Annotated in this window: 24 protein-coding genes; 23 read left to right on the top strand and 1 reads right to left on the bottom strand. The window is 30.8% G+C overall.

What is annotated here, in order from left to right; genetic code table 11:
- Positions 1-127 precede the first annotated feature (127 nt).
- The 11 genes from L8X40_RS03245 to L8X40_RS03195 all read left to right on the top strand — a co-directional run bounded on the left by L8X40_RS03245 (position 128) and on the right by L8X40_RS03195 (position 10,123).
- Complete coding sequence (locus L8X40_RS03245) at positions 128-934, top strand: RICIN domain-containing protein (RefSeq protein WP_087699680.1); 807 nt, start codon at positions 128-130, stop codon at positions 932-934.
- A 9-nt stretch (positions 935-943) separates the two neighbouring features.
- Positions 944-1,750, top strand: a complete 807-nt coding sequence (locus tag L8X40_RS03240) for a cytolethal distending toxin subunit B family protein (protein ID WP_214126207.1) — start codon at positions 944-946, stop codon at positions 1,748-1,750.
- Between the two features lie 9 nt (positions 1,751-1,759).
- Positions 1,760-2,338 carry a cytolethal distending toxin subunit A gene (locus tag L8X40_RS03235; protein ID WP_214126206.1) on the top strand — a complete coding sequence of 193 codons (579 nt, stop codon included), beginning with the start codon at positions 1,760-1,762 and terminating at the stop codon, positions 2,336-2,338.
- Positions 2,339-2,419: 81 nt separating this feature from the next.
- Complete coding sequence (lpxB, locus tag L8X40_RS03230; protein WP_263667287.1) at positions 2,420-3,517, top strand: lipid-A-disaccharide synthase; 1,098 nt, start codon at positions 2,420-2,422, stop codon at positions 3,515-3,517.
- Between the two features lie 9 nt (positions 3,518-3,526).
- Positions 3,527-4,012, top strand: a complete 486-nt coding sequence (gene greA / locus L8X40_RS03225; protein ID WP_214126204.1) for a transcription elongation factor GreA — start codon at positions 3,527-3,529, stop codon at positions 4,010-4,012.
- A gap of 3 nt (positions 4,013-4,015) precedes the next feature.
- On the top strand, positions 4,016-4,744 hold the full coding sequence (locus tag L8X40_RS03220) for a UDP-2,3-diacylglucosamine diphosphatase (RefSeq protein WP_214126203.1): 729 nt from the start codon (positions 4,016-4,018) through the stop codon (positions 4,742-4,744).
- The gene (locus tag L8X40_RS03215; RefSeq protein ID WP_087699663.1) at positions 4,744-5,697 is read left to right on the top strand and encodes a chemotaxis protein; all 954 of its coding nucleotides are present in this window, start codon (positions 4,744-4,746) and stop codon (positions 5,695-5,697) included. The genes L8X40_RS03220 and L8X40_RS03215 overlap by 1 nt, the downstream gene beginning before the upstream one ends.
- A 2-nt stretch (positions 5,698-5,699) precedes the next feature.
- Positions 5,700-8,006: a chemotaxis protein CheW gene (locus tag L8X40_RS03210; RefSeq protein ID WP_214126202.1), complete on the top strand. Its 2,307-nt coding sequence runs from the start codon at positions 5,700-5,702 to the stop codon at positions 8,004-8,006.
- Positions 8,007-8,010: 4 nt separating this feature from the next.
- Positions 8,011-8,529, top strand: a complete 519-nt coding sequence (locus tag L8X40_RS03205) for a chemotaxis protein CheW (protein ID WP_039619209.1) — start codon at positions 8,011-8,013, stop codon at positions 8,527-8,529.
- Entirely contained in the window at positions 8,529-9,155 is a 627-nt protein-coding gene (gene serB / locus L8X40_RS03200; protein WP_214099973.1) for a phosphoserine phosphatase SerB, read from the top strand. The genes L8X40_RS03205 and serB overlap by 1 nt, the downstream gene beginning before the upstream one ends.
- Complete coding sequence (locus tag L8X40_RS03195) at positions 9,152-10,123, top strand: transaldolase (protein WP_214099972.1); 972 nt, start codon at positions 9,152-9,154, stop codon at positions 10,121-10,123. Before serB ends, L8X40_RS03195 begins: the two co-directional genes overlap by 4 nt.
- A 22-nt stretch (positions 10,124-10,145) precedes the next feature.
- Here L8X40_RS03195 and L8X40_RS03190 read toward each other — a convergent pair whose 3' ends face one another.
- A complete protein-coding gene (locus L8X40_RS03190; RefSeq protein WP_039627043.1) occupies positions 10,146-10,628 on the bottom strand; it encodes a glycine-rich domain-containing protein in 483 nt (160 codons plus the stop codon).
- 116 nt (positions 10,629-10,744) lie between these two features.
- Between L8X40_RS03190 and L8X40_RS03185 the strand changes: the two genes are divergently transcribed.
- The 12 genes from L8X40_RS03185 to dxs all read left to right on the top strand — a co-directional run bounded on the left by L8X40_RS03185 (position 10,745) and on the right by dxs (position 22,691).
- Positions 10,745-10,972, top strand: coding sequence for a helix-turn-helix domain-containing protein (locus tag L8X40_RS03185; RefSeq protein WP_039627042.1), 228 nt, complete (start codon positions 10,745-10,747; stop codon positions 10,970-10,972).
- Positions 10,973-11,037: 65 nt separating this feature from the next.
- Complete coding sequence (locus L8X40_RS03180; protein WP_087699653.1) at positions 11,038-11,574, top strand: 50S ribosomal protein L25/general stress protein Ctc; 537 nt, start codon at positions 11,038-11,040, stop codon at positions 11,572-11,574.
- A gap of 1 nt (position 11,575) precedes the next feature.
- The gene (pth, locus tag L8X40_RS03175; protein WP_214126200.1) at positions 11,576-12,115 is read left to right on the top strand and encodes an aminoacyl-tRNA hydrolase; all 540 of its coding nucleotides are present in this window, start codon (positions 11,576-11,578) and stop codon (positions 12,113-12,115) included.
- Positions 12,116-12,118: 3 nt separating this feature from the next.
- On the top strand, positions 12,119-13,180 hold the full coding sequence (locus L8X40_RS03170) for an LptF/LptG family permease (RefSeq protein WP_261529785.1): 1,062 nt from the start codon (positions 12,119-12,121) through the stop codon (positions 13,178-13,180).
- Positions 13,181-13,197: 17 nt separating this feature from the next.
- On the top strand, positions 13,198-14,403 hold the full coding sequence (gene lysA / locus L8X40_RS03165; RefSeq protein ID WP_263667285.1) for a diaminopimelate decarboxylase: 1,206 nt from the start codon (positions 13,198-13,200) through the stop codon (positions 14,401-14,403).
- Position 14,404: 1 nt separating this feature from the next.
- Entirely contained in the window at positions 14,405-15,166 is a 762-nt protein-coding gene (locus L8X40_RS03160; protein ID WP_263667284.1) for an HAD-IIA family hydrolase, read from the top strand.
- Complete coding sequence (gene pheA, locus L8X40_RS03155) at positions 15,163-16,236, top strand: prephenate dehydratase (protein WP_070255253.1); 1,074 nt, start codon at positions 15,163-15,165, stop codon at positions 16,234-16,236. The genes L8X40_RS03160 and pheA overlap by 4 nt, the downstream gene beginning before the upstream one ends.
- Positions 16,226-17,317, top strand: coding sequence for a histidinol-phosphate transaminase (gene hisC, locus L8X40_RS03150; protein ID WP_263667283.1), 1,092 nt, complete (start codon positions 16,226-16,228; stop codon positions 17,315-17,317). Before pheA ends, hisC begins: the two co-directional genes overlap by 11 nt.
- A 14-nt stretch (positions 17,318-17,331) precedes the next feature.
- Positions 17,332-19,017: a flagellar basal-body MS-ring/collar protein FliF gene (gene fliF, locus L8X40_RS03145; RefSeq protein ID WP_087699639.1), complete on the top strand. Its 1,686-nt coding sequence runs from the start codon at positions 17,332-17,334 to the stop codon at positions 19,015-19,017.
- Positions 19,017-20,045, top strand: a complete 1,029-nt coding sequence (gene fliG / locus L8X40_RS03140) for a flagellar motor switch protein FliG (RefSeq protein ID WP_039619192.1) — start codon at positions 19,017-19,019, stop codon at positions 20,043-20,045. Before fliF ends, fliG begins: the two co-directional genes overlap by 1 nt.
- A gap of 4 nt (positions 20,046-20,049) precedes the next feature.
- Positions 20,050-20,865 carry a flagellar assembly protein FliH gene (fliH, locus tag L8X40_RS03135; protein ID WP_214135802.1) on the top strand — a complete coding sequence of 272 codons (816 nt, stop codon included), beginning with the start codon at positions 20,050-20,052 and terminating at the stop codon, positions 20,863-20,865.
- The gene (dxs, locus tag L8X40_RS03130) at positions 20,862-22,691 is read left to right on the top strand and encodes a 1-deoxy-D-xylulose-5-phosphate synthase (protein WP_263667282.1); all 1,830 of its coding nucleotides are present in this window, start codon (positions 20,862-20,864) and stop codon (positions 22,689-22,691) included. Before fliH ends, dxs begins: the two co-directional genes overlap by 4 nt.
- Positions 22,692-22,734 lie beyond the last annotated feature (43 nt).

Raw genomic sequence — 22,734 nt, 5'->3', positions numbered from 1 at the left:
TAGTAAATTATAACAATTCATTTTTTAAATACTTAATAAAATCAAGAAAAGCTATTAATGATATTTTTTATCAAAATGTTTTAAAATTATGTTAATATATTCAAACTTAAAAATTCAAGGAGGAAAAATGCATAAAATTAAATTTGCGATGATGTTGATCGCGTTTATAGCATTTCTTATGGGGTGTTCTTCTAAGGAACAATTAAATCCTTTAGGACGCTCTTTTGGTAATATAAATGATACTGATCCTTTAAAAATAGGTAAAAATCCAACACCACCTGCAAAGCAAACAATTCCAGCTTTAGTAGAAGGTAAAGATATAGTTCCAGCTGTGCCTTTAGATCCACCGCTTATAAAAACAAATACTTTTAAAGGTAATAATGCTATAAAAGGTCCTTTACCAAGATTGACATCAACTGGGAATTTTAGTGAGAGCTCAGTGTTTGAAAATAGAGGTTTTCCGAGTGATTTTGTTACTATTATGAATCCAAATGGAGCTGCGTTAACTGTATGGGCTTTAGCTGCTGGAAATTGGATTTGGGGTTATAATTTATATAATAGTAAACCTTTTGGCGATGCTAGGGTTTGGCAACTTATAGAATTTCCAAATGATATGGTTATGATTAAGAACGCAAAAACTAATACTTGCTTAAATGCTTACGGAAATGGTATAGTACATTATCCTTGTGATCAAAGTAATTACGCACAATTTTGGAAATTTTTTCCTATGAGTAATGGATCTTTTCAAATTCAAAATTTTGCAACGCAACAGTGTATTCAAACTCCGGTAAAAGATGTAATGCATGAGTTTGATTTTAGTTTTTATAATATATATTTAACTGATTGTGTGAAAAAAGGGGAGAAAAATTTAGACAGACAATGGTATATAACTGTACCAACTTTCACAGCAAAAACCCCTTATATGGGAAAATAGGAGAAGAATATGAAAAAAATAATATTATCTTTTATTTTTAGTGTGAGCTTGGCTTTTAGCGCTTTAGATGATTATAATGTAGGAACTTGGAATTTACAAGGATCATCAGCATCAACTGAAAGTAAATGGAATATTAGTATAAGACAATTGGTAACTGGAGATAATCCTTTAGATGTTTTAGCAGTGCAAGAAGCTGGAGTTTTACCTTCTACTGCAATGATGACTCCAAGACAGGTTCAGCCACCAGGGGTAGGTATTCCTATTCATGAATATGAATGGAATTTGGGCTCTTTGTCGCGTCCAAATTCTGTTTTTATATATTATTCTAGGGTAGATGTTGGAGCAAATCGTGTTAATATGGCTATAGTTAGTAGAAGACAAGCTGATGAGGTTATAGTTTTACCTCCCCCAACTGTTGCTTCAAGACCTATTATAGGAATTCGTATAGGAAATGATGTATTTTTTAGTATACACGCTTTGGCAAGAGGTGGCAATGATGCAGGTGCCATTGTAACGGCAGTGGATATGCATTTTAGAAATATGCCACAAATTAATTGGATGATTATGGGCGATTTTAATAGAACACCTAATAATCTTATAGGATTACTTGATCCGGATTTAAGATCGCGTGTTAATATAGTATCACCGCCTTCTTTTACACAAACTAGTGGCAATATAATTGATTATGCAATTACCGGAAATTCAAATCAAAGTGCACTTTATACTCCACCTGCTTTTGCTGCTGTTTTAGCATTAGCTGGATTAAGGAGTTTTTTAGCTTCAGATCATTTTCCAGTAAATTTTAGAAGATTTTAGGAGTTTGTGATGAAAAAAATTATATTTTTGTTATTTGCATATATTGGTTTTTCTTTTGGTGCGCCTCCTTCGCAAGGAGATTTACCAGATTTTACCCCTATGTTTGCTATAAGATCGCTTGAAACAGGAATTTCGTTAAGTCCATTTAGGGATAATTCAACAAAATTAGAAGATCAAAACTGGATTCTAAGAGAAATTGTACTTAGCGAAGAATTAAAACAAAAAGATACTTTGGCAGATAAACTTCCTTTTGGTTATGTACAATTTGTAAATCCAAGTGATGATGATTTGTGTTTAGCTATATTAGAAAGTGGTTTTTTTGGTGGAAAATCTTGTAAACAGGATTTAGAAGATGGAAAATTAGAAACGGTTTATTCTATAATGCCAACTACTACTTCTGCTGTGCAAATTCGCTCTTTAGTGCTTGGGGGTGTAGAATGTATGGTAGTATTTAATAATCCTCAAGTTCCTATTGAACAGCGTTTTGGAATTCAACAATGTACTCTTGATGATCCTGCTTTATTTTTGGAACTTTATGAATTAATGTTTTTTACTCCTGCTATCGTTGAAGCAACTCCACTTTATTAAATTTAACCCGCTTTAGCGGGTTAAAACTCTAAGTTAAAATTTGTTAGAATGTTTTTTAAATTGACATAGTAAGGTAAGTTAATGAAAACCTTTTTAGTTTGTGCCTTAGAGCCTTCAGCAAATTTGCATTTAAAAGAAGTTTTAAAAGCTTATAAAAATGAGTATAAAGAATTTGATTTAGTAGGAATTTATGATGAGAATTTGTGCAAAGAATTTAGTTTAAATTCCAAGCCACTTTATAGTTCACATGAGTTTAGTGCTATGGGTTTTATAGAGGTTTTGCCACTCATTTTAAAAGCTAAAAGAGCTATAAAAGAGCTAGTGAGTTTAAGTTTTGCTCAAAAAATTGATGTGATTTTATGTATAGATTCTCCTGCTTTTAACATACCTTTTGCAAAAGCTTTAAAAAAAGCAAATTCCAAAGTAAAAAGAATTTATTATATCTTACCTCAAGTTTGGGCATGGAAAAAAGGTCGCATACCTATCATAGAAAGTCATTTTGATGTGTTAGCTTCTATTTTGCCTTTTGATAGTGAGTTTTTTAGCAAAAGCACTTATGTGGGACATCCGCTTTTAGATGAGATAAAAGAGTTTAAAAACCAAGAAGATATAAATTCTATATTTTCAAAAAAAGATGATGAAAAAATCATCGCTTTCTTACCAGGTTCAAGAAAAAGTGAAATAAAGCGTTTGATGCCTATTTTTAGAGAATTAAGTGTTAAATTTGAAGGTAAAAAAATCCTTTGTGTACCTGAGTTTAATTTAAAGAGATTAGAAATTTACGGGGAAATGAGTAATTTTGAAATTCAAACTAACACCCCAAAGGTGCTGAAAAATGCTGATTTTGCTTTTATTTGTAGTGGCACAGCTACACTTGAAGCAGCTTTGGTCGGCACGCCTTTTGTGCTTGCTTATAAAGCTAAAGCTATTGATGTATTTATCGCAAGATGTTTTGTAAAACTCAAACATATAGGCCTTGCAAATATCTTTTTGGATTTTACAGGAAAAAGCGAGCTTAATCCTGAATTTTTACAAGAGCAAGTGAATGTGGAAAATTTATATCAAGCTTATCTTAAATACGATTATAAGGCATTTTTTGATAAAGTAGATTTTTTAAAAGAATATTTGCAATTTGCAAGTGCAAAAAATTTAGCTAAAATACTTTATGAAATCAAATAAGGATAAATCATGCAAAAAGAACCTATGAGTAAATACGGCTATGAGAAATTAGAAAAAGAATTAGGGCATTTAAAAAAAGTTGAACGCCCAAAAGTAGTAGAAGAAATAGACATAGCAAGAAGCCATGGAGATTTAAAAGAAAATGCAGAATATCACGCAGCTAGAGAAAAACAAGCTTTTATAGAAGGAAAGATAGCTGAACTTGGGGATTTGATCTCAAGAGCACAAATCATCGATCCATCTTCTTATGAGCATGATAGTGTGAAATTTGGCTCAACTGTTGTGGTAGAAGATTTAGAAAGTGAAAAGCAAAGCACTTATACTTTGGTAGGGGTAAACGAGGGAAATTTAGATAAAGGTTATATTTCCATTAGTTCGCCTATTGCTAAAGCAATGCTTGGTAAAAAAGAGGGTGATGATTTTAAAGTGCGTTTACCAAAAGGTGAGAGTGAATTTGAAATCATTTCTATAGAATACAAAGCTTTGGAATTTTAGTTTTTGCAAAAAATAATTATAAAAGAAAATGCTATTTTTATTGCTGATGTGCATGAAAATGAAAATAGGCGTGGTTTTTGGGAGTTTTTGCAAGCCTTAAAAAATAAAAAAATTCAAACTCCACAGCTTTTTTTGATGGGTGATATATTTGATCTTTTAATTTATGAAGTAAAAGCTACACATGATTTTGCAAAAGCTTATATAGACTTACTTGAAGAACTTGCGTGTAAAATTGAAATCATATATTTAGAAGGTAATCATGATTTTAATTTAGCTAAATTTTTTAAAAAAGTGAAAGTTTTTAGTATAAAACAGCAACCTTTGCTTTGTGAATTTCATGACAAAACCTTAGTAAAATTAGCCCATGGGGATATTTTTTTAAAACCTTTTTTGCAATTTTGCTTAAAAAGTTTGAGAAATCATTACTTGTTATTTTTTTTAAATTTTTTAAATGTTATTAGTAAAGAAAAAATTACTCAAAAAATTCTAAAAAATCAAAACAAAAAACAACTTATTAGAAAAATTCCTCATTTTTCTGCCTTAGTAAAAGAGCGTTTAAAGCACTATAATATAGGTTTTATAATAGAAGGTCATTATCATCAAGATGTGTTTTTAGAATATGAAAATATAAAATATTTAAATTTAGCTGCTTTTGCATACAAGGAAAGTTTTTTTGTAGTAAAATATGAGCCAGAAATCAGATTTCACAAAATAGAACTTAAGGAGGCATAATGTTTGATGAGAATGTCGTTAAAACAGGTTCAAATGAAATGGAACTTGTTGATTTTCGCATCTTTAAGCAAGGCCACGATAAAGTCTATGAGGGAATTTATGGTGTAAATGTTTCTAAGGTTAGAGAAATCATTAAAATTCCTTTTTTGACTGAAATTCCAGGAGTGCCTGAATATGTGGAAGGTATTTTTGATCTTCGTGGTGTGGTGATTCCTGTAATCAACCTAGCAAAATGGATGCAAATTCAAGAACCAGAAATGACAAATATAAAACCTAGAGTTATCATTACTGAATTTAGTAATGTATTGATCGGTTTTATAGTGCATGAAGCAAAAAGAATTCGTAGGATTAATTGGAAAAATATTGAGCCAGCTACTTTTGCAACAAGTGCGGGTAGCTTAGATAAGGGTAAAATTACTGGTGTGACTAAAATCGAAGGTGATGAGGTTTTACTTATCTTAGATTTAGAAAGCATAGTGCAAGAGCTTGGAATTTATACCCCACAAACTGATATTGAAGATGATAAAATCCAAAAAATAGAAGGTATGGCTTTAGCGCTTGATGATAGCTCTACTGCAAGAAAACTTGTAAAAGATATTCTTAATAAAATCGGGTTAAAAGTTGTTGAAGCAAAAGATGGTGTTGAAGGCTTACAAAAATTAGAAGAGCTTTATAATGCCTATGGTGCTGATTTAAGAAAGCATCTAAAAATCATCGTAAGTGATGTTGAAATGCCACAAATGGATGGTTTTCACTTTGCAGCTAAAGTAAGAGAAGATGAGAGATTTAAAAATATTCCTATCGTGTTTAATTCTTCTTTGTCAAATGAATTTATGAGTGATAAAGGTGTTAAAGAAGCAGGTGGTGATGGATATTTAGTTAAATTTAACGCAAGTGATTTCTTTGCTGAAATTTCTCGTATTATAGCAAAACATGAAAAAGGTGAGGAGTAAAAATGGAAGATATTCAAGAAATACTTGAGGATTTTTTAGTTGAAGCCTTTGAATTAGTCGAGCAAATTGATCATGATTTGGTTGAATTAGAAGCAAATCCTGAAGACTTAGAACTATTAAATAGAATTTTCCGTGTTGCACACACTGTTAAAGGTTCATCAAGCTTTTTAAATTTTGATGTTTTAACAAAACTTACTCATCATATGGAAGATGTTTTAAATAAAGCAAGACATAATGAGCTTAAAATTACTCCTGAAGTAATGGACGTGGTTTTAGAGTCTATTGATATGATGAAAACTTTGTTAAATTCTATTAGAGATAATGGAAATGATACAGCAATAGGACTTGACATAGCTCCAATTTGCGCAAGATTAACCGCTATTTCAGAAGGTGAAAGCTTAGAGTCTGTTGCACCGGCTAAAGCTGAAGAGTCAAAAGAAGAAGTCAAAGAAGAGCCAAAAGCTGAAGAGCCTGAAGTTGATGTTAATAAACTTAGTGATGATGAAGTTGAAGCTGAAATAGAAAGGCTTTTAAAGGTAAGAAAAGCTGAAGATCAAGCAAGACGTGCTGAAAAGAAAAAAACACAAGAAGCAAACCCAGCTCCAAGTAAACCAGCTGCTCAAGCACAAAATGCAACTACTGAGAAAAAAGTTCCTGCAGCAGGTGGTGGAAGCAGTGGTGCAAATATGGATCAAACCATTAGGGTTGAAGTTAAAAGACTTGATCATTTAATGAACTTAATTGGTGAGTTGGTACTAGGTAAAAACCGCTTATTGAAAATTTATGATGATGTTGAAGAAAGATATGATGGGGAAAAATTCTTAGAAGAATTAAATCAAGTTGTTTCTCAACTTAGTATTGTCACTACAGATATTCAGCTTGCGGTTATGAAAACAAGAATGCAACCTATTGCAAAAGTATTTAATAAATTCCCAAGGGTTGTACGTGATTTGGGTCGTGAGCTTGGTAAGCAAATGGAGCTTGAAATTTCAGGGGAAGAAACTGAACTTGATAAGTCTATTGTGGAAGAAATCGGCGATCCTATTATGCACATGATTAGAAACTCATGTGATCATGGTATAGAAGATCCAGCAACGCGTGTGGCTAATGGTAAACCAGAAAAAGGAACGGTTAATCTTAAAGCATACAATGAGGGAAATCATATTGTAGTAGAGATTGCTGATGATGGTAAAGGGCTTGATGCTGATGTATTAAAAGCAAAAGCTATGGAGAAAAATCTAATTACAGAACGCGAAGCTGATCAAATGAGCGATAAAGAAGCGTTTGCATTGATTTTCAAACCAGGTTTTTCAACTGCGAAAAAAATTACTAATGTTTCAGGCCGTGGCGTTGGGATGGACGTTGTTAAAACCAATATTGAAAAATTAAATGGTGTGATTGAGATCGATAGTGAGCTTGGAAAAGGCACTGTAATGAAGCTTAAAATTCCACTTACTTTAGCAATTATTCAATCATTACTTGTGGGTACGCAAGAAGAATTTTATGCTATTCCACTTGCAAGCGTTCTTGAAACAGTTAGAGTGCCAATTGATGATATTTATACTATTGAAGGTAAAAATGTATTACGTCTAAGAGATGAAGTGTTATCTTTGGTAAGACTTTCAGATGTGTTTGGTGTAAAACAAGTGCTTGAAAATACCGATCAAACTTATGTCGTTGTTATAGGTGTAGCAGAAAGTAAGCTTGGTATTATAGTAGATACTTTAGTGGGTCAAGAAGAGATTGTTATTAAGTCTATGGGTGAGTATTTACAAAACATTCAAGGTATAGCAGGAGCGACTATTCGTGGTGATGGTAGGGTTACTTTGATTATTGATGTTGCTGCTATGATGGATATAGCTAAAGAGATTAAAGTAGATATTAAAGCACAAATTGAATCACAATCTAAAAAAACTGCTAAAGAAAAACCAAGTGATTACACAGTACTTATAGTGGATGATTCTAAAATGGATAGAAATATCATGCAAAAATCACTAGAGCCATTAGGTGTGAGTATTATAGAAGCAACTAATGGTGTGGAAGCTTTAAATATGATCAAATCAGGTGAGCATGATATTGATGCAGTGTTAATTGATATTGAAATGCCAAGAATGGATGGTTATACCTTAGCAGGTGAAATCAGAAAGTATTCTAAGTATAAAAACCTTCCGCTTGTTGCAGTAACTTCAAGAACTAGTAAATCAGACCGCTTAAGAGGTGTGGAAGTAGGAATGACTGAGTATATTACTAAGCCTTACTCTCCAGAGTACTTAGAAAATGTAGTTAGAAAAAATTTAAAACTAGGATAAGAAGATGAATGATAAATTAAGCCAGGTTTTGCAAAAACAACAAGCGCAAATTGCAGAACCTGATGTAGATAAAGAAGAGGATATTATTCAGCTTGTTGGTTTTGTGGTAGGGGATGAGGAATATGCTATTCCTATTCTTAATATCCAAGAAATTATTAAACCTATAGAATATACTAGGGTTCCAAGTGTGCCTGATTATGTTTTAGGTGTGTTTAATATGAGGGGTAATGTTATGCCTTTGATAGATCTTGCTAAAAGATTTAATCAAGGTAGTTCTAAAATGACACCTCAAACAAGATATATTGTTTTAAAAGGTATGGCAAATGGTAATCAAACTCCTGCAGGTAATGCGGGTTTTGTGATAGATAGATTAACAGAAGCTATTAAAATTCACAGAAGCAGGATTGATCCACCGCCTGAAACTTTATTAAAAGAAAAAGGTATGATTTTTGGTATAGGCAAAAGAGAAGAAAATATCTTGACTATATTAAAAGCTGAAGCTTTATTAAAGCGTGAGTTTTAATGATAAAGCTTTGTGCCTTTGACTTTGATTCTACGCTAATGGATGGAGAAACCATCGATATTTTAGCGCAAGAATATAATGTTGGTGATGCTGTAAAAGCAATCACCAACAAAGCAATGAATGGTGAGCTTGATTTTTTTGAAAGCTTAAGTGCTAGAGTAGCCTTACTTGAAGGAATGCCTATTGATCAAGTAAGAAAGTGCTGTGAAAATTTACCTTTGATGAATGGCGCTAAAGAATTATGCGAGTATTTAAAAAATAAAAACATAAAAATTATTGTTTTTAGCGGTGGATTTCATGAAGGAATTGACTTAATACAAGATAAACTTCATTTTGATTTTGGTTTTGCTAACTTTTTACATAGTAAAAATGGTGTTTTGACGGGAAAAGTTGGCGGGGAAATTATGTTTAATAACTCAAAAGGTATTATACTACAAAGACTTAAGAAATTTTTAAATTTAAAAACAGAAGAAATTATGTGTGTAGGCGATGGAGCTAATGATATTTCTATGTTTAAAGAATGTGGATTAAAAATAGCTTTTTGTGCCAAAGAAATTTTAAGATCTCATGCAGATATTTGTATAGATAAAAAAGATTTAAAAGAAATAATAAAGGTAATACAATGAAAAAATTTTCACTATGGTGTGATTTTATAGAAAATGAATTTTTAGATCATGAATTTTTAGATTTAATTTACTCAAAAACAATTAACGGCGCTACTTCAAATCCTGCCATTTTTAAAAATGCGATTTTAAACTCTGCTATTTATAAAGAAAAAATCAAAAAATCAAATCTTAAAGATAAAAAAGCTTTATATGAGTATCTTGCGGTAGAAGATATAGCTAAGGCCGCAGATAAATTAGCTATTAATTATTATGAAAATAATGATGGTTTTATTAGTATTGAAATTGACCCAAGATTAAAAGATAATACTAGTTTATCTTTAGCCGAGGCAAAAAGATTATACACACAGATTGCAAAAGAAAATGTGATGATGAAAATTCCTGCTACAGAAGCTTCTTATGAAGTAATGCAAGAATTAATGAAAAATGGCATTAGTGTCAATGCTACTTTGATTTTTGATTTTGAACAAACTAAAAAATGCTTTGAAGCTTTAAATTTAGGTTTAAAAGAATTTAGAAAAAATAATATCATAGCCAAAAAAGAACCTCAAGCTGTTATTAGCATTTTTGTAAGTCGTTTTGATAGATTATTAAATAATCAAGTTTTAGATAAAAATTATATGGGAATTCTTACTGCAACTAAGGCTTATAATTATATCATTAAACAAAATGAAGCAAATATTAGAGCTTTATTTGCAAGTACGGGTGTTAAGGGTGATGATTTAGAAAAAGATTATTATATTAAAGAATTACTCTATGATAAAGCTATTAATACTGCACCACTAGATGCTATAAAAGCTTTTAAGGGTAAGCAAATTGTATTTAAAGAGCCTTTAAAAGATGAATGTATAGAGAAAAAATTAAATGCAAATATTTCAAAAGATGCTTTAAGTAAAGCTTGTAAAAATTTACTTGACGATGGTTTAGAGCAATTTTGTATAGCTTATGAAGATATTTTAAAATCTTTATAATGTGGCTTAATCTCAAATGAGATTAAGCACTAATACTTGCTAAAGTTGGTCTTTTTAGTGAAAAAACATTAGATGGAGATCTTCTACCGCAATTTGGACATCTAGCTATTGTTTTCCATAAATTTTCTTTTATATATTCCGAAGGTTTCCCAAATCTTTTTTCATATAAAACGCATGTTTCCTCCCAAGATTTATTAAGATTTTTGAAATCTTCCTCGCCTCTCATTCCAAAATAAGGAAAATGATGTAAGAAATAGCCAAAAAGATTTTCACAATCTTGAGCATATTTTAATGTATCTAAAATATGATAATGCCAAAATTTATCAACATCAGCTGGTGGTACTATTGAGGCATCTTTATTTTCTTGACATAAAAGAAGAAATTTTCTATATTCAGTTTCAATGAATTTGGTGTATTCTAAACTCCACCCTAACCCCTCATTTTTGTCAATTATTTTTACTATGATTGGTTCTAAATCCAATTCTTTTAATAGTATTGTAGACATATTATTCCTTTTATTTTTAATTATAGTTTAATAACACTTAGTGTTATAAACGATTGTAAAAAAATTATATAAAAACTAGACTTATAAATAAATAAAGTGTTATAAGGCTTGGTTATATGAAGCAAGATATATCTGATAAACATAGAGAAATAGGTAAAAGAGTTGCAAAAATAAGAAAAGAAAAAGGAATTTCTCAACTAGAATTATCATTATTATTGGGACATAAAAGCGTTTCTATAGTTGCAAGCGCAGAAAGACATTATAGAGGTGCTCATTTTAATTTAAATCATTTATTTCAAATGGCTGAGATTTTTGAAATAGATATTTGTGATTTTTTTAAATAAATTTATACTTTACTAAGCCAGAAATTGATATTATTAAGTCTTTTATTTTATAAAAAAGGGAAAAAATGTTAGAAGGTATCGTTAGAGAGAGTATCGGTAGAAAAGCTGCTAAAGCTTTAAAAAGAGATGGTTATCTAATCGCAAACATCTACGGAAAAGGATTAGAAAACATTAATGCTGCTTTTAAAGTAAATGAATTTATTAAAGAAGTACGCAAAAAAACTACTTTAGCTTTTGATGTAAAAGTAGCAGATAAAGTATTAAATGTTGTTGTGGTTGATTATCAAAAAGATCCTGTAACTGCAGAATTAAAACACGTAGATTTAAAAGTAGCACAAAAAGGTGTTATTTCTAAATATATGGTTCCTGTAAAAATCGTAGGAACGGCTATAGGTCTTAAAAATAAAGGTGTTTTAATCCAATCAAAAAGAAGATTAAAAGTAAAATGTGCAGCTGAAAACTTACCAAATTATTTTGAACTAGATGTAACTAAACTTGATGTTGGTGATGCACTTTTAATCCGCGATGTAGTTGTACCTGAGGGTGTAACTATGGTTGATGCTGATAGAGTGGCTGTAGTTGGCGTAGAAAAAGCAAGATAAAATGACCTTAGTCGTAGGACTTGGTAATATAGGAGAACAATACACTCAAACCCGTCATAATGTAGGGTTTATGCTAATTGACTTAATTTTGAAAGATTTGCAAACAACAAAACTTTCAAATGCTAAATTTAAAGGAGAGCTTTTTAAAGGCTCTTCTACTCTTTTTTTAAAACCTTCCACTTATATGAATTTATCCGGAGAAAGTGTAAAAGCTGTTAGTGAATATTATAAATGTGATAGAATTATTGTAATCCATGATGATATAGACTTAAATTTAGGTGCATTGAAATTTAAAATAGGTGGATCAAGTGGTGGACATAACGGACTTAAAAGTATAGATAATCTTTGTGGTAATGCTTATGAGAGAGTACGCATAGGAGTAGGAAAAGGACAAGATGTGATTTCTCATGTTTTGGGGAAATTTAAACAAGAAGAGCAAGAAAGTTTAACTAAGGTTTTAGAACATAGTAAAAAAGCCTTACTTGAGCTTTTAAATTCTGATATAGAAAAAATCGCTTCAAAATATTCTTTAAAAAGTTAAACGATGAGTATATTTTTTCGCTATATTTCATCTTTGTATTTAAAATCATTTTTTATTTTGTTTTTTTCTTTGACTTTTTTCTTTGTAGCGATTGATTTTTTACTCAATTTTAATAGACTGCCAAAAAGTGCAAATTTGGAGCTTTTATATATATTTTTTTTAACATGCTCAGCAGCTTCTTATATACTGCCTTTAGCCATAGTCCTTGCTTTGGTTTTATGTATTTTTAATATGATACGCTCGAATGAATTTGTTAGCTTATATGCCTTGGGTTTAAGTAAAAACCAAGTGATTTTTTATCCTTTTTTATGGGCTATGTTTTTTTGTTGTGTTTATGTAGGACTTAATTTTAGTGCCTTTGCTTATGCAGATGAATATAAAAGTAATATTCTTAAGCGTGGTGTTGTAGATAGAGAAGGCGGGGAGGTTTTGATTAAATACAATGATAAATTTATTTATATACAAAAAATAAATTCTCAAACCCTATATAATGTAAAAATTTTTGATGTAAAAAATTTAGATATTCAAAGCACAATCCATGCAAAAACTGCTAAATTTAATGGAGATTCTTGGAATTTAAATGATGCTAAAGCTACTAATGTACCGCAAAATTTGATTGTTTCAAAAGAGGGTTTAAGTGTAGAAGAATTTAAAAATATTAAAGGCTTAGAAGATTTTTCTCCAAAAATTTTAGAAAGAATTTCTTTAGTAGAGAGTAATCCTTCTTATTCTATTTTAGACGCGCTAGAAAGTATGGCGATTTTTGTAAAACAAAATATTTCTACTAATACACTTAGAACAAGTTTATATTCTTTAGTTCTTACACCATTTTTTGCGCCATTTTTAATGCTTATTGTGTATTATTATTTTCCTTTAACAGCAAGATTTTTTAATCTCGCACTTTTAGCTTTTGTGTTTTTTGTGTGTATACTTTTAGTTTGGGGTTTGTTGTTTTTATTAACAAGATTGAGTGAAAATGAAATTTTACTTCCAGAGCTTGGTATAATGCTACCAGTATTTATTTTAATAAGTATAGGAAGTTTTTATTATTTTAAACACAAATAACTACAAGTGAGGTTTTTATGGATTATTTAAAACTAGCAAAAGAATACAACACACCATTTTATATTTACGATTTTGATAAAATCAAAGAGCGTTTTACAATGTTAAAAGATGCTTTTAAGGCAAGAAAATCACAAATTTTTTATGCAGTCAAAGCAAATTCTAATTTAAGTGTTTTAAAGCTTTTAGCTTCTTTAGATAGTGGGTTTGATTGTGTTAGTGCGGGTGAGATTTATAGAGCTTTAAAAGCAGGGGCTAAGAATTATAAAATTATTTTTAGTGGGGTAGGTAAAAGTGCTGATGAGTTAAAATATGCTTTAGAGCAAAACATACTTTATGTAAATTTAGAAAGCTATGAAGAAATGCTTCTTTTAGAACAAATTGCTAAAGAAAATCAAAAGACAGCCCGTATAAGCATAAGAGTAAATCCAAATGTAGATGCTAAAACACATCCTTATATTTCTACAGGTTTGCATGAAAATAAATTTGGCGTAGATATAGAAAGTGCTAAAAAAATGTATCTTTATGCTAAAAACTCACAATTTTTAGAGCCAGTTGGTGTGCATTTTCACATAGGCTCGCAAATTCTTGATATAAGCAGTATTCATGAAGCTTCTGCGATTGTTGCAAAATTAGTAAAAGAACTTTTAGCTTTGAAAATTAATATTAAATTCTTTGATATAGGTGGGGGTTTAGGGGTTTGTTATAAAGATGAGCAAGAATCAAATTTATATGATTATGCTCAAGGAATTTTAGCAAGTTTACAAGGTCTTGATGTGTGTATAGGTATGGAACCTGGCAGGTTTTTGGTAGCAAATGCAGGTGAGTTTGTTACTAAAGTATTATATGAAAAATTTAATGATAAAAAGCGTTTTGTGATTGTTGATGGGGCGATGAATGATTTATTGCGTCCAAGTTTATATAGTGCTTATCATGAAATCAAGCTTTTGAGCGAAAATAAAGAAGAAAGCTTTTGTGATATTGTTGGTGGGATTTGTGAGAGTGGAGATTTTTTAGCTAAAGATAGAAAACTAGCTAAAACAAAAGCAGGAGATTTAATCATAGTTAAAAGTGCAGGTGCGTATGGTTTTAGCATGAGTAGTAATTATAATACTCGTAATAGAGTATGTGAGCTAGCTTGTGAAAATGGCACAGTAAGAATGATTAGAAAAAGAGAAAGCTATGAGGATCAAATTGCTTTAGAGCTTGATTTTTTAAAGGATTGAAATGTTGTTTTTAGATGTGCAAGGAACTTTGATTTCAGATTATGATAAAAGTCCTATAAATGGTGCTTTAGAACTCATTCAATCTTTAAATAAAGAAAAAATTCCTTATGTGATTATTACTAATAATACCAAAAAATTAGATTTTTTAAATTATTTGCAAAATTTAGGTTTTGAAATTAATGAAAAAGTTTATATTGATCCTTTTTGTGTTTTAAAAGATCATTTAAAACCTTGTAAAATAGCAGCTTTTGGAGCAAAAGAATTTTTAGATTCACTTCAAGAGCTAGGTTATGAGCTTGATTATAAAAATCCAAAAGTATTCTTGGTAGCAAGTTATGATGATTTTAAATTTCAAGATTTTGCTAGTATGATAGAGTATCTTAAAAATGGCGTGCAAGCTATAGCAATGCATGAAAGTAGTATTTATAAGAAAAATTCAAGGCTTTATCCAGGCGTTGGAAGTATTATGTCTATGCTTAAAAATGCATGCGAGTTTGATTATAAGGTGATAGGAAAACCTAGTAAGGCTTTTTATGAAAGTGCTTTAAATTTATTAAAACAACAAGATTGTAATGTAAGTTTTGAAAAGACTTTAATCATTAGTGATGATTTTAAAGGCGATTTGCTTGGTGCCTATGAGCTTGGTATGCAAATAGCCTTAGTTTTAAGTGGTAAAATTTCTAACACTCAAGGTCTTGATACAACTAAACTTAATTTTGTATATGATAGTATTAAGGATTACTACATATCGAGGTTTAAATGAAAGAGATAGAAAAATTACGCAATAAAATCGATACCATTGATGATAAAATTTTGGCTTTGCTTAATGAAAGAATGCTTCATGTTAAAGATATAGGAGTTATTAAGCAAAATTTAGGTGGGAGTATTTATAGACCTGAGCGCGAAAGAGCTATTATAAATAGACTTAAAAATTATAATCATGGTTTATTAGATCAAAATGCAATCGAAGCAATTTATCAAGAAATTTTTGCTGTATCAAGAAATTTAGAAATGCCCCAAAGCATAGCTTATTTAGGACCTGAGGGAAGCTATACGCATCAAGTAGCAAGAACGCGTTTTGGTGCTATGAGTCGTTATACTCCACTTGCAAATATAGAAGATGTTTTTAAAGAATTAGCTCACAAAGAAGCAAAATATGGAGTAGTACCTATAGAAAATAATACAGCAGGTGCAGTGGGTGTGACGCTTGATTGTCTTGGAAAATATGAAGATGTAAAGATTTTTGCTGAAATTTATATGGACATTCATCATTCTTTTGTAAGTATGAGTGAAAATTTAAAAGATATTAAACGCATATATTCTCATCCACAAGGTTATAATCAATGTAGAAATTTTTTAGAAAGTCATGATTTAAGCGAAGTGGAATTTGTAGCAAGCAAATCCACAGCTCATGCAGCTTATTTAGCTTCGCAAGATGTTACTTCAGCTGCGATTTGCTCTAAGATTGCGGCAAAACTTTATAATGTGCCTATATTATTTGAAACGATTGAGGATAATTTGGCAAATCGCACTAGGTTTTTGATTTTAAGTGATATAAAAATACCTCAAATGCCTCATTGTAAAACTTCTATTTTAGCACTTGCTGCACATAAACCAGGTGGGCTTAGTGATTTATTATATGAGTTTAAAAAAGAGGGGATAAATTTAACAAAACTTGAATCACGCCCTATAAAAACAAGAGAATTTGTACATAGTTTTTATATAGATTTTGAAGGACATATTGATGATGAAAATGTCCAAAGAGTATTAAAAAAAGCTGAGCATATAAAATGGCTTGGATCGTATTTATCAGGAGAAAGTAATGAAATTTAATCCTTTTTTAGAAGCTATTAAAACTTATGAAAGTGGCAAGGATATGGATTTAATTGCTAAAGAATATGGTTTAAAAGAAGTTATTAAACTAGCGAGTAATGAAAATCCTTATGGTACAAGTAAAAAAGCTAAAGAAGCCATTATAAATAATGCACATTTAGCTCATTTATATCCTGATGATACTATGAGTGAATTAAAACAAGCTTTAGCGCAAAAATATGATATTTTAAAAGAAAATCTCATCATAGGTAGCGGGAGTGATCAAATCATAGAATATATAGTGCATGCAAAACTTGATCATTCTAAAGCTTATTTGCAATGCGGGGTTAGTTTTGCTATGTATGAAATTTATGCAAAACAACTAGGAGTTAAGGTTTATAAAACTCCAAGTTTAACCCATGATTTAAATGAGTTGTATGAGTTATATCAAAAGCATAAAAATGAAATCAAAGTAATCTTTTTATGCTTACCCAATAATCCTTTAGGTGAGTGTTTGGATGCGAGTGAGGTTTTTGAGTTTTTAGAAAAAATTGATGAGGATTGTTTGGTAGCCATTGATGGAGCTTATAATGCATTTGCTTCATTTAAAGATAGCAAAAAACATATCAACCCTAAGGAATTAATCCATAAATTTCAAAATACAGTATATCTAGGAACCTTTTCTAAGCTTTATGGTTTGGGTGGCATGAGAGTGGGTTATGGCATAGCTTGCAAGGAAATTATCAATGCGTTTTATAAATTAAGAGCACCTTTTAATGTGACTAATTTGAGTTTAAAAGCTGCTGTTGCTGCGTTAGATGATGATGAGTTTGTGCAAAAAACTTTGGAAAATAATTTTTCGCAAATGAAACTTTATGAAGATTTTGCTAAAAATTATAAAATTCGATACATTCCAAGCTATACAAATTTTATTACTTATTTTTTTGATGAAAAAAATAGCACAGATTTATCTGAAAAACTGCTTAAAAACGGTATAATAATAAGAAATTTACAAAGTTATGGTTTAAATGCTGTGCGTATAAGTATAGGTACAGAGTATGAAAATTCAAGGTTTTTTGAAGAGTTTTCTAAAAATTTTTAGTTTGTAGGAAATAAATGGATTATAAAACTATACTGCACCAAGTAGGTCAGCTTTATCAAAATTTAAGTTTAAGACAGCGTATTATCATTGCTGCTTCTATTGTTGTTGTAGTTGGATTTTTAGTATTTTTAACCCTTTTTAGAAGTGGTTCTACAGTAGCTAGTGAGGCTGGATATTCAGTATTATTTGAAAATGCTAATACTAGTGATTCAGCGATGATAGTAACGCAGCTTGAAAAAAGTGGAGTTCCTTATATTTTGCGCAATGAAGGAACGATTTTAGTTCCTAATGAGCAAGTATATAAACAGCGTTTAGCTATTGCCTCAGCAGGATTATTGCCAAAAGATAATAAAGTAGGCTTTGAGCTTTTTGATAAACAAGAATTTGGAGCCACAGAAGCTGAACAAAAGGTAAAATACCAAAGAGCATTAGAAGGTGAGCTTGCTAGAACGATTGAAAGTTTAGAGCCTATTCATAGCGCTACGGTGCATATTGCTTTTGCTAAAGATACACTTTTTACCCAACAACAAGTTCCACCAACTGCTTCAGTAGCTTTGACAATAAAAGAAGGTTTAAAGCTTAATAAAAAGCAAATTATGGGGATTAAAAACTTAATTGCTTCTTCAGTGACAAAACTTACCCCTGAAAATGTAAAAATCATGGATCAAAAAGGTATTCCTTTAGATGATGAGGGTGCTTTTGAGAGTGATTTAATAGCTGCTCAAATTAAATACAAAAGAGATCAAGAATACGAATTAGAACAAAAAATCGTTGCTTCTATTGCTCCATTTGCAGGTGGCTATGATAGGGTGGTAGCAAAGGTTAGTATTGATTATGATTTTTCTAAAGAAGAATCACAAAGTGAAGTATATGATCCAAATACCGTTGTGCGTAGCGAGCAAACTTTAGAAGAGCATAGAGAAGGTTATAAAGATAAAGAAATTCAAGGTGTGCCAGGTGCTGTTTCAAACATCGGTCCTGTGGAAGGTTTGGATGATAAAGGCGCGCGCGAGGTTTATACTAAAAACCAAACCACAACTAATAATGAAATTTCTAAAAAAATCACCAATACTACTAAGCAATTTGCAACCGTTAAAAGAATTTCTGCAGCTGTTGTGGTAGATGGAAAGTATAAAGTAATTACTGATGATCAAGGAAATGTTACTAATGAATACATTCCTTTGAATGATAAAGAAATTAAAGCGATTGAAAATTTAACTAAAGGTGCTATAGGTTTTAATCTTGCTAGGGGTGATGCAGTTGAAGTAAATAATTTAGAATTTCATAGAACAGCTAAAGTTGAAAATAAAGTTCAAACTTTTTATTCAAGATTTGTTGAGCCATTTATCCCGCCTGTTAAATATGTCTTTGCGGCGATTTTACTTTTCATCTTTTACAAAAAAGTTATTGTTCCATTTTCACAAAAAATGCTTGCGGATATTAAGCTTGAAGAAGAAATGGAAGGTAAGGACGGGCAGATTATTGATGAGGCTGAAGATGCTATTGAAAAATTCAACGCAGCACGTAAGAAAGTTGAAGAACAACTTGGTTTTGGAGATAGTTTTGATGAAGATGCGCTTCAATATGATGTTTTACTTGAAAAATTAAGAGCAGTAGCTAATGAAAAAGGCGAAGAAGTGGCATTATTGTTACAAAAACTTGTTGAAAATGAAGCTGAATTTGGTGAGAAGGATATCTGATGATAAAGCTTAGTGAAGAACAAAAAATGGTCTATGATGACCTTTCTATGCCAGAAAAGGTCGCAATTTTTTTAATCCAACTTGGAGAAGATGTAACGACAGTTTTATTTTCTCATATGGATATTAATGTCATCACTGAAATTTCTCGCTATATTGCTTTAGCAAAAAATGTTGACAAACCAGTTGCTACTGCAGTTCTTGAGGAATTTTATACTTTATTACAGTCAAACCAATATCTAAAAAGTGGTGGTTTGGAATATGCAAAAGAGATTTTATTTAGAACTTTTGGTCCTGAAATTGCCAATAAAATTTTGGAAAAACTTACCAAAAGTATGGAAAATAACCAAAATTTTGCTTATCTTTCTCAAATCAAACCACAACAGCTTGCAGACTTTATCATTAAAGAACACCCTCAAACCATAGCTTTGATTTTAGCTCATATGGATACCACTCAAGCTGCTGAAACTTTGGAGTATTTTAGTGATGAGTTAAGAGCTGAGGTTGTAATAAGAATGGCAAATCTTGGAGATATTTCACCTTCAATCATTAAAAGAGTATCTGCTGTGCTTGAAAGTAAACTTGAAAGTCTTACTTCTTATAAAGTTGAAGTGGGTGGTCCAAGAGCAGTTGCTGAAGTGCTTAATCGTTTGGGTCAAAAAGCTTCTAAAACAACACTTTCTTATATTGAGCAAAGTGATGAAAAACTTGCTACAACCATTAAAGATTTAATGTTTACCTTTGATGATATTTCTCAACTTAGCACTAATGCGATTAGAGAGGTATTAAAGGCTGCTGATAAACGTGATTTGATGATAGGTTTAAAGGGTGCAAGCGAGGATTTAAAACAAAAATTTATGTCCAATATGTCTACGCGTGCTGCTGAAGCCTTTGTAGAAGAAATGGGATTTTTGGGCGCTGTGCGTGTAAAAGATGTTGAAGAGGCTCAAAGAAAAGTTGTAGAAGTGGTACAAAAACTTGCAGAACAAGGTCTTATCCAAGTAGGTGAGGCTGATGAGATGATAGAGTAAGATTATGGCAAAATTAACTAATGTAATTTCACCTGAAAATATTTCTGCCCATGTGGTTGAAGGATATCATTTTAAAGTTATGAGTGAAATGTCTTCTAATGAAGAACAAAAACAAGAAGAAGTTCAAACTATAAATCAAACTCCACTTAGTCAAAATACTCAACAAGTAGTAGAAAATCAAGCAATAGAAGCTACTCCGCAAGCCCCACAACCTCAAATTCAACCTGATTTTGTAGAAGATTTACTTAAAAAAACTGATGAAATGTCAGGAAATATTATTAAGTTGCAAATGCAAATAGAAAGTCAAGAAGCTGAATTTAATAATCGCTTAAATACAGAATTAGAACATGCGAAAGAAAAATTTACCAAAGAAGGTTATGAGCAAGCTCAAAAAAATTTTGAAAGTGAATTAGAAGCCTTGAGGGAAAAATACTTAAAAAGCGTAGAAAAGCTTGAAAATACAGTGCAAAATTTAAATGAGTTTTTATCTAAAAATGAAAAAGAATTAGCCGATACAGCTGTAATTATTGCAAAAGAAGTGATTGCAAAAGAACTTGAGGAAAATTCCTCACTTATAGCTTTAAATTTAGCAAAAGAGCTTATGAATGAGCTTAAAAATGCTACTAAAATAGAATTAAAACTAAGCCCTGAAGATTTTGAATATGTAAAATCACATTTAGAACAAGAGCAAAGTAATATCAAATTCAGTCTTGATGATGCGATTAATAAAGGAAGTGTTTTAATATTAAGCGATGCAGGTAATATAGAGTCAAACCTTAATAATCGTTTGCAAAAAATCAAAAACATGGTTAATGAATGATAGATTTAAATAACTTAAATATTAAAAATATGCAAATTAAAGAACTAGAAAATTTAGCTAGTAATTTGCGTGAAGTTATCATAGATACAGTGAGTAAAAATGGCGGACATTTAAGCTCAAATTTAGGTGTAGTTGAGCTTAGTATAGGAATGCATTATGTTTTTGATGTGCAAAAAGATCCTTTTATTTTTGATGTTTCACATCAATCTTATCCGCATAAGCTTTTAAGTGGTAAAATAAATAATTTTTATACTCTAAGACAATTTAATGGTTTAAGCGGTTATACAAAGCCTGATGAGGGAGATTATTTTGTAGCAGGACACTCAAGTACTTCTATATCTTTAGCGGTTGGAGCTTGTAAAGCTATAAGATTAAAAAAAGAAGATCGTTTGCCTGTTGTATTAATAGGCGATGGGGCATTAAGTGCGGGTATGGCATATGAAGCTTTAAACGAGCTTGGCGATAGAGAATATCCTTGTGTGATTATTTTAAATGATAATGAAATGAGTATTTCAAAGCCAATCGGAGCTATTTCAAAATATCTTTCTCAAGCAATGGCAACGCAGTTTTATCAAAAATTTAAAAAACGTATAGAAAATCTTTTAGAGTATTTTCCTCAAAGTGCTTCTTATATGGCAAAGCGTTTTGAAGAGGGTTTAAGGCTTATTACGCCTGGACTTTTATTTGAAGAATTAGGACTTGAATATATCGGGCCTATTGATGGACATAATTTAAATGAAGTTATTAACGCACTAAATCAAGCTAAGGCTATGAATAAGCCTTGCGTTGTGCATGCACAAACTATCAAAGGCAAAGGTTATACATTAGCTGAAGGTAAAAATGCTAAATGGCACGGAGTAGGTGCTTTTGATAGAAGTAGTGGAGAAAGCTTAAAAACAAATGTAAGTAAAAAAAGTGCGACAGAAATTTTTTCAAATACACTGTTGAAACTTGCTCAAAAATATGAAAATATAGTAGGTGTAACTGCTGCTATGCCAAGTGGAACTGGAATAGATAAGCTAATGGAAAAATATCCCGAGCGTTTTTGGGATGTAGCAATTGCAGAACAACATGCGGTTACTTCTATGGCGGCTATGGCAAAAGAAGGTTTTAAGCCTTTTATAGCAATTTATAGCACTTTTATGCAAAGAGCTTACGATCAAGTTATTCATGATTGCGCTATTATGAATTTAAATGTAGTTATAGCTATGGATAGAGCAGGAATTGTAGGAGAAGATGGAGAAACACACCAAGGTGTTTTTGATATTAGTTTTTTAAGTGCTATACCAAATATTACTTTAGCGGCCCCAAGAGATGAAGCTATGATGGAAAAAATTATAGAATATGCGTATTTTCATCAAGGTGTTTTTGCTTTTCGTTATCCTAGGGGTAATTTTTTATTAGATGATGATTTTAATCCATGTGAGATAAAACCTGCAAAAGCTCAAATTTTATCTAAAGCACAAAGCGATAAAGTATTTTTAGGTTTTGGTCAAGGTGTGGCTAAGGCAAAACTAGTTTTAGATAAACTTGGTTTAGATTATGCAAGCTTAATAGATTTGATTTTTGCAAAACCTTTAGATGAAGAGCTTTTAAAAGAATTAGCAAATAATACAAAAATTTGGTTTGTTTTTTCAGATAGTGCCAAGATAGGAGGAGTGGGAAGTTTAATTACAAATTTTTTACAAAAAGAAAATCTTTATCATATAAAACTAATAAGTTTTGAATTTGCAGACCAATTTATAACCCATGGTAAAACAAATGAGGTAGAAAAATTTTTAGAGCTTGATATTGATTCTTTATGCAAAAAGATCAAAAGTTATTAAAAGATAAAAAATATCCTTTAATATAATTATTTTTTTATAAAAA

Origin of the sequence: Campylobacter sp. CNRCH_2013_0855, from assembly GCF_025773025.1 — a bacterium.
Classification (GTDB): domain Bacteria; phylum Campylobacterota; class Campylobacteria; order Campylobacterales; family Campylobacteraceae; genus Campylobacter_D; species Campylobacter_D jejuni_C.
Note: the sequence above shows the minus strand (reverse complement) of the source record. Positions and strands in the feature narration are given on the sequence as shown.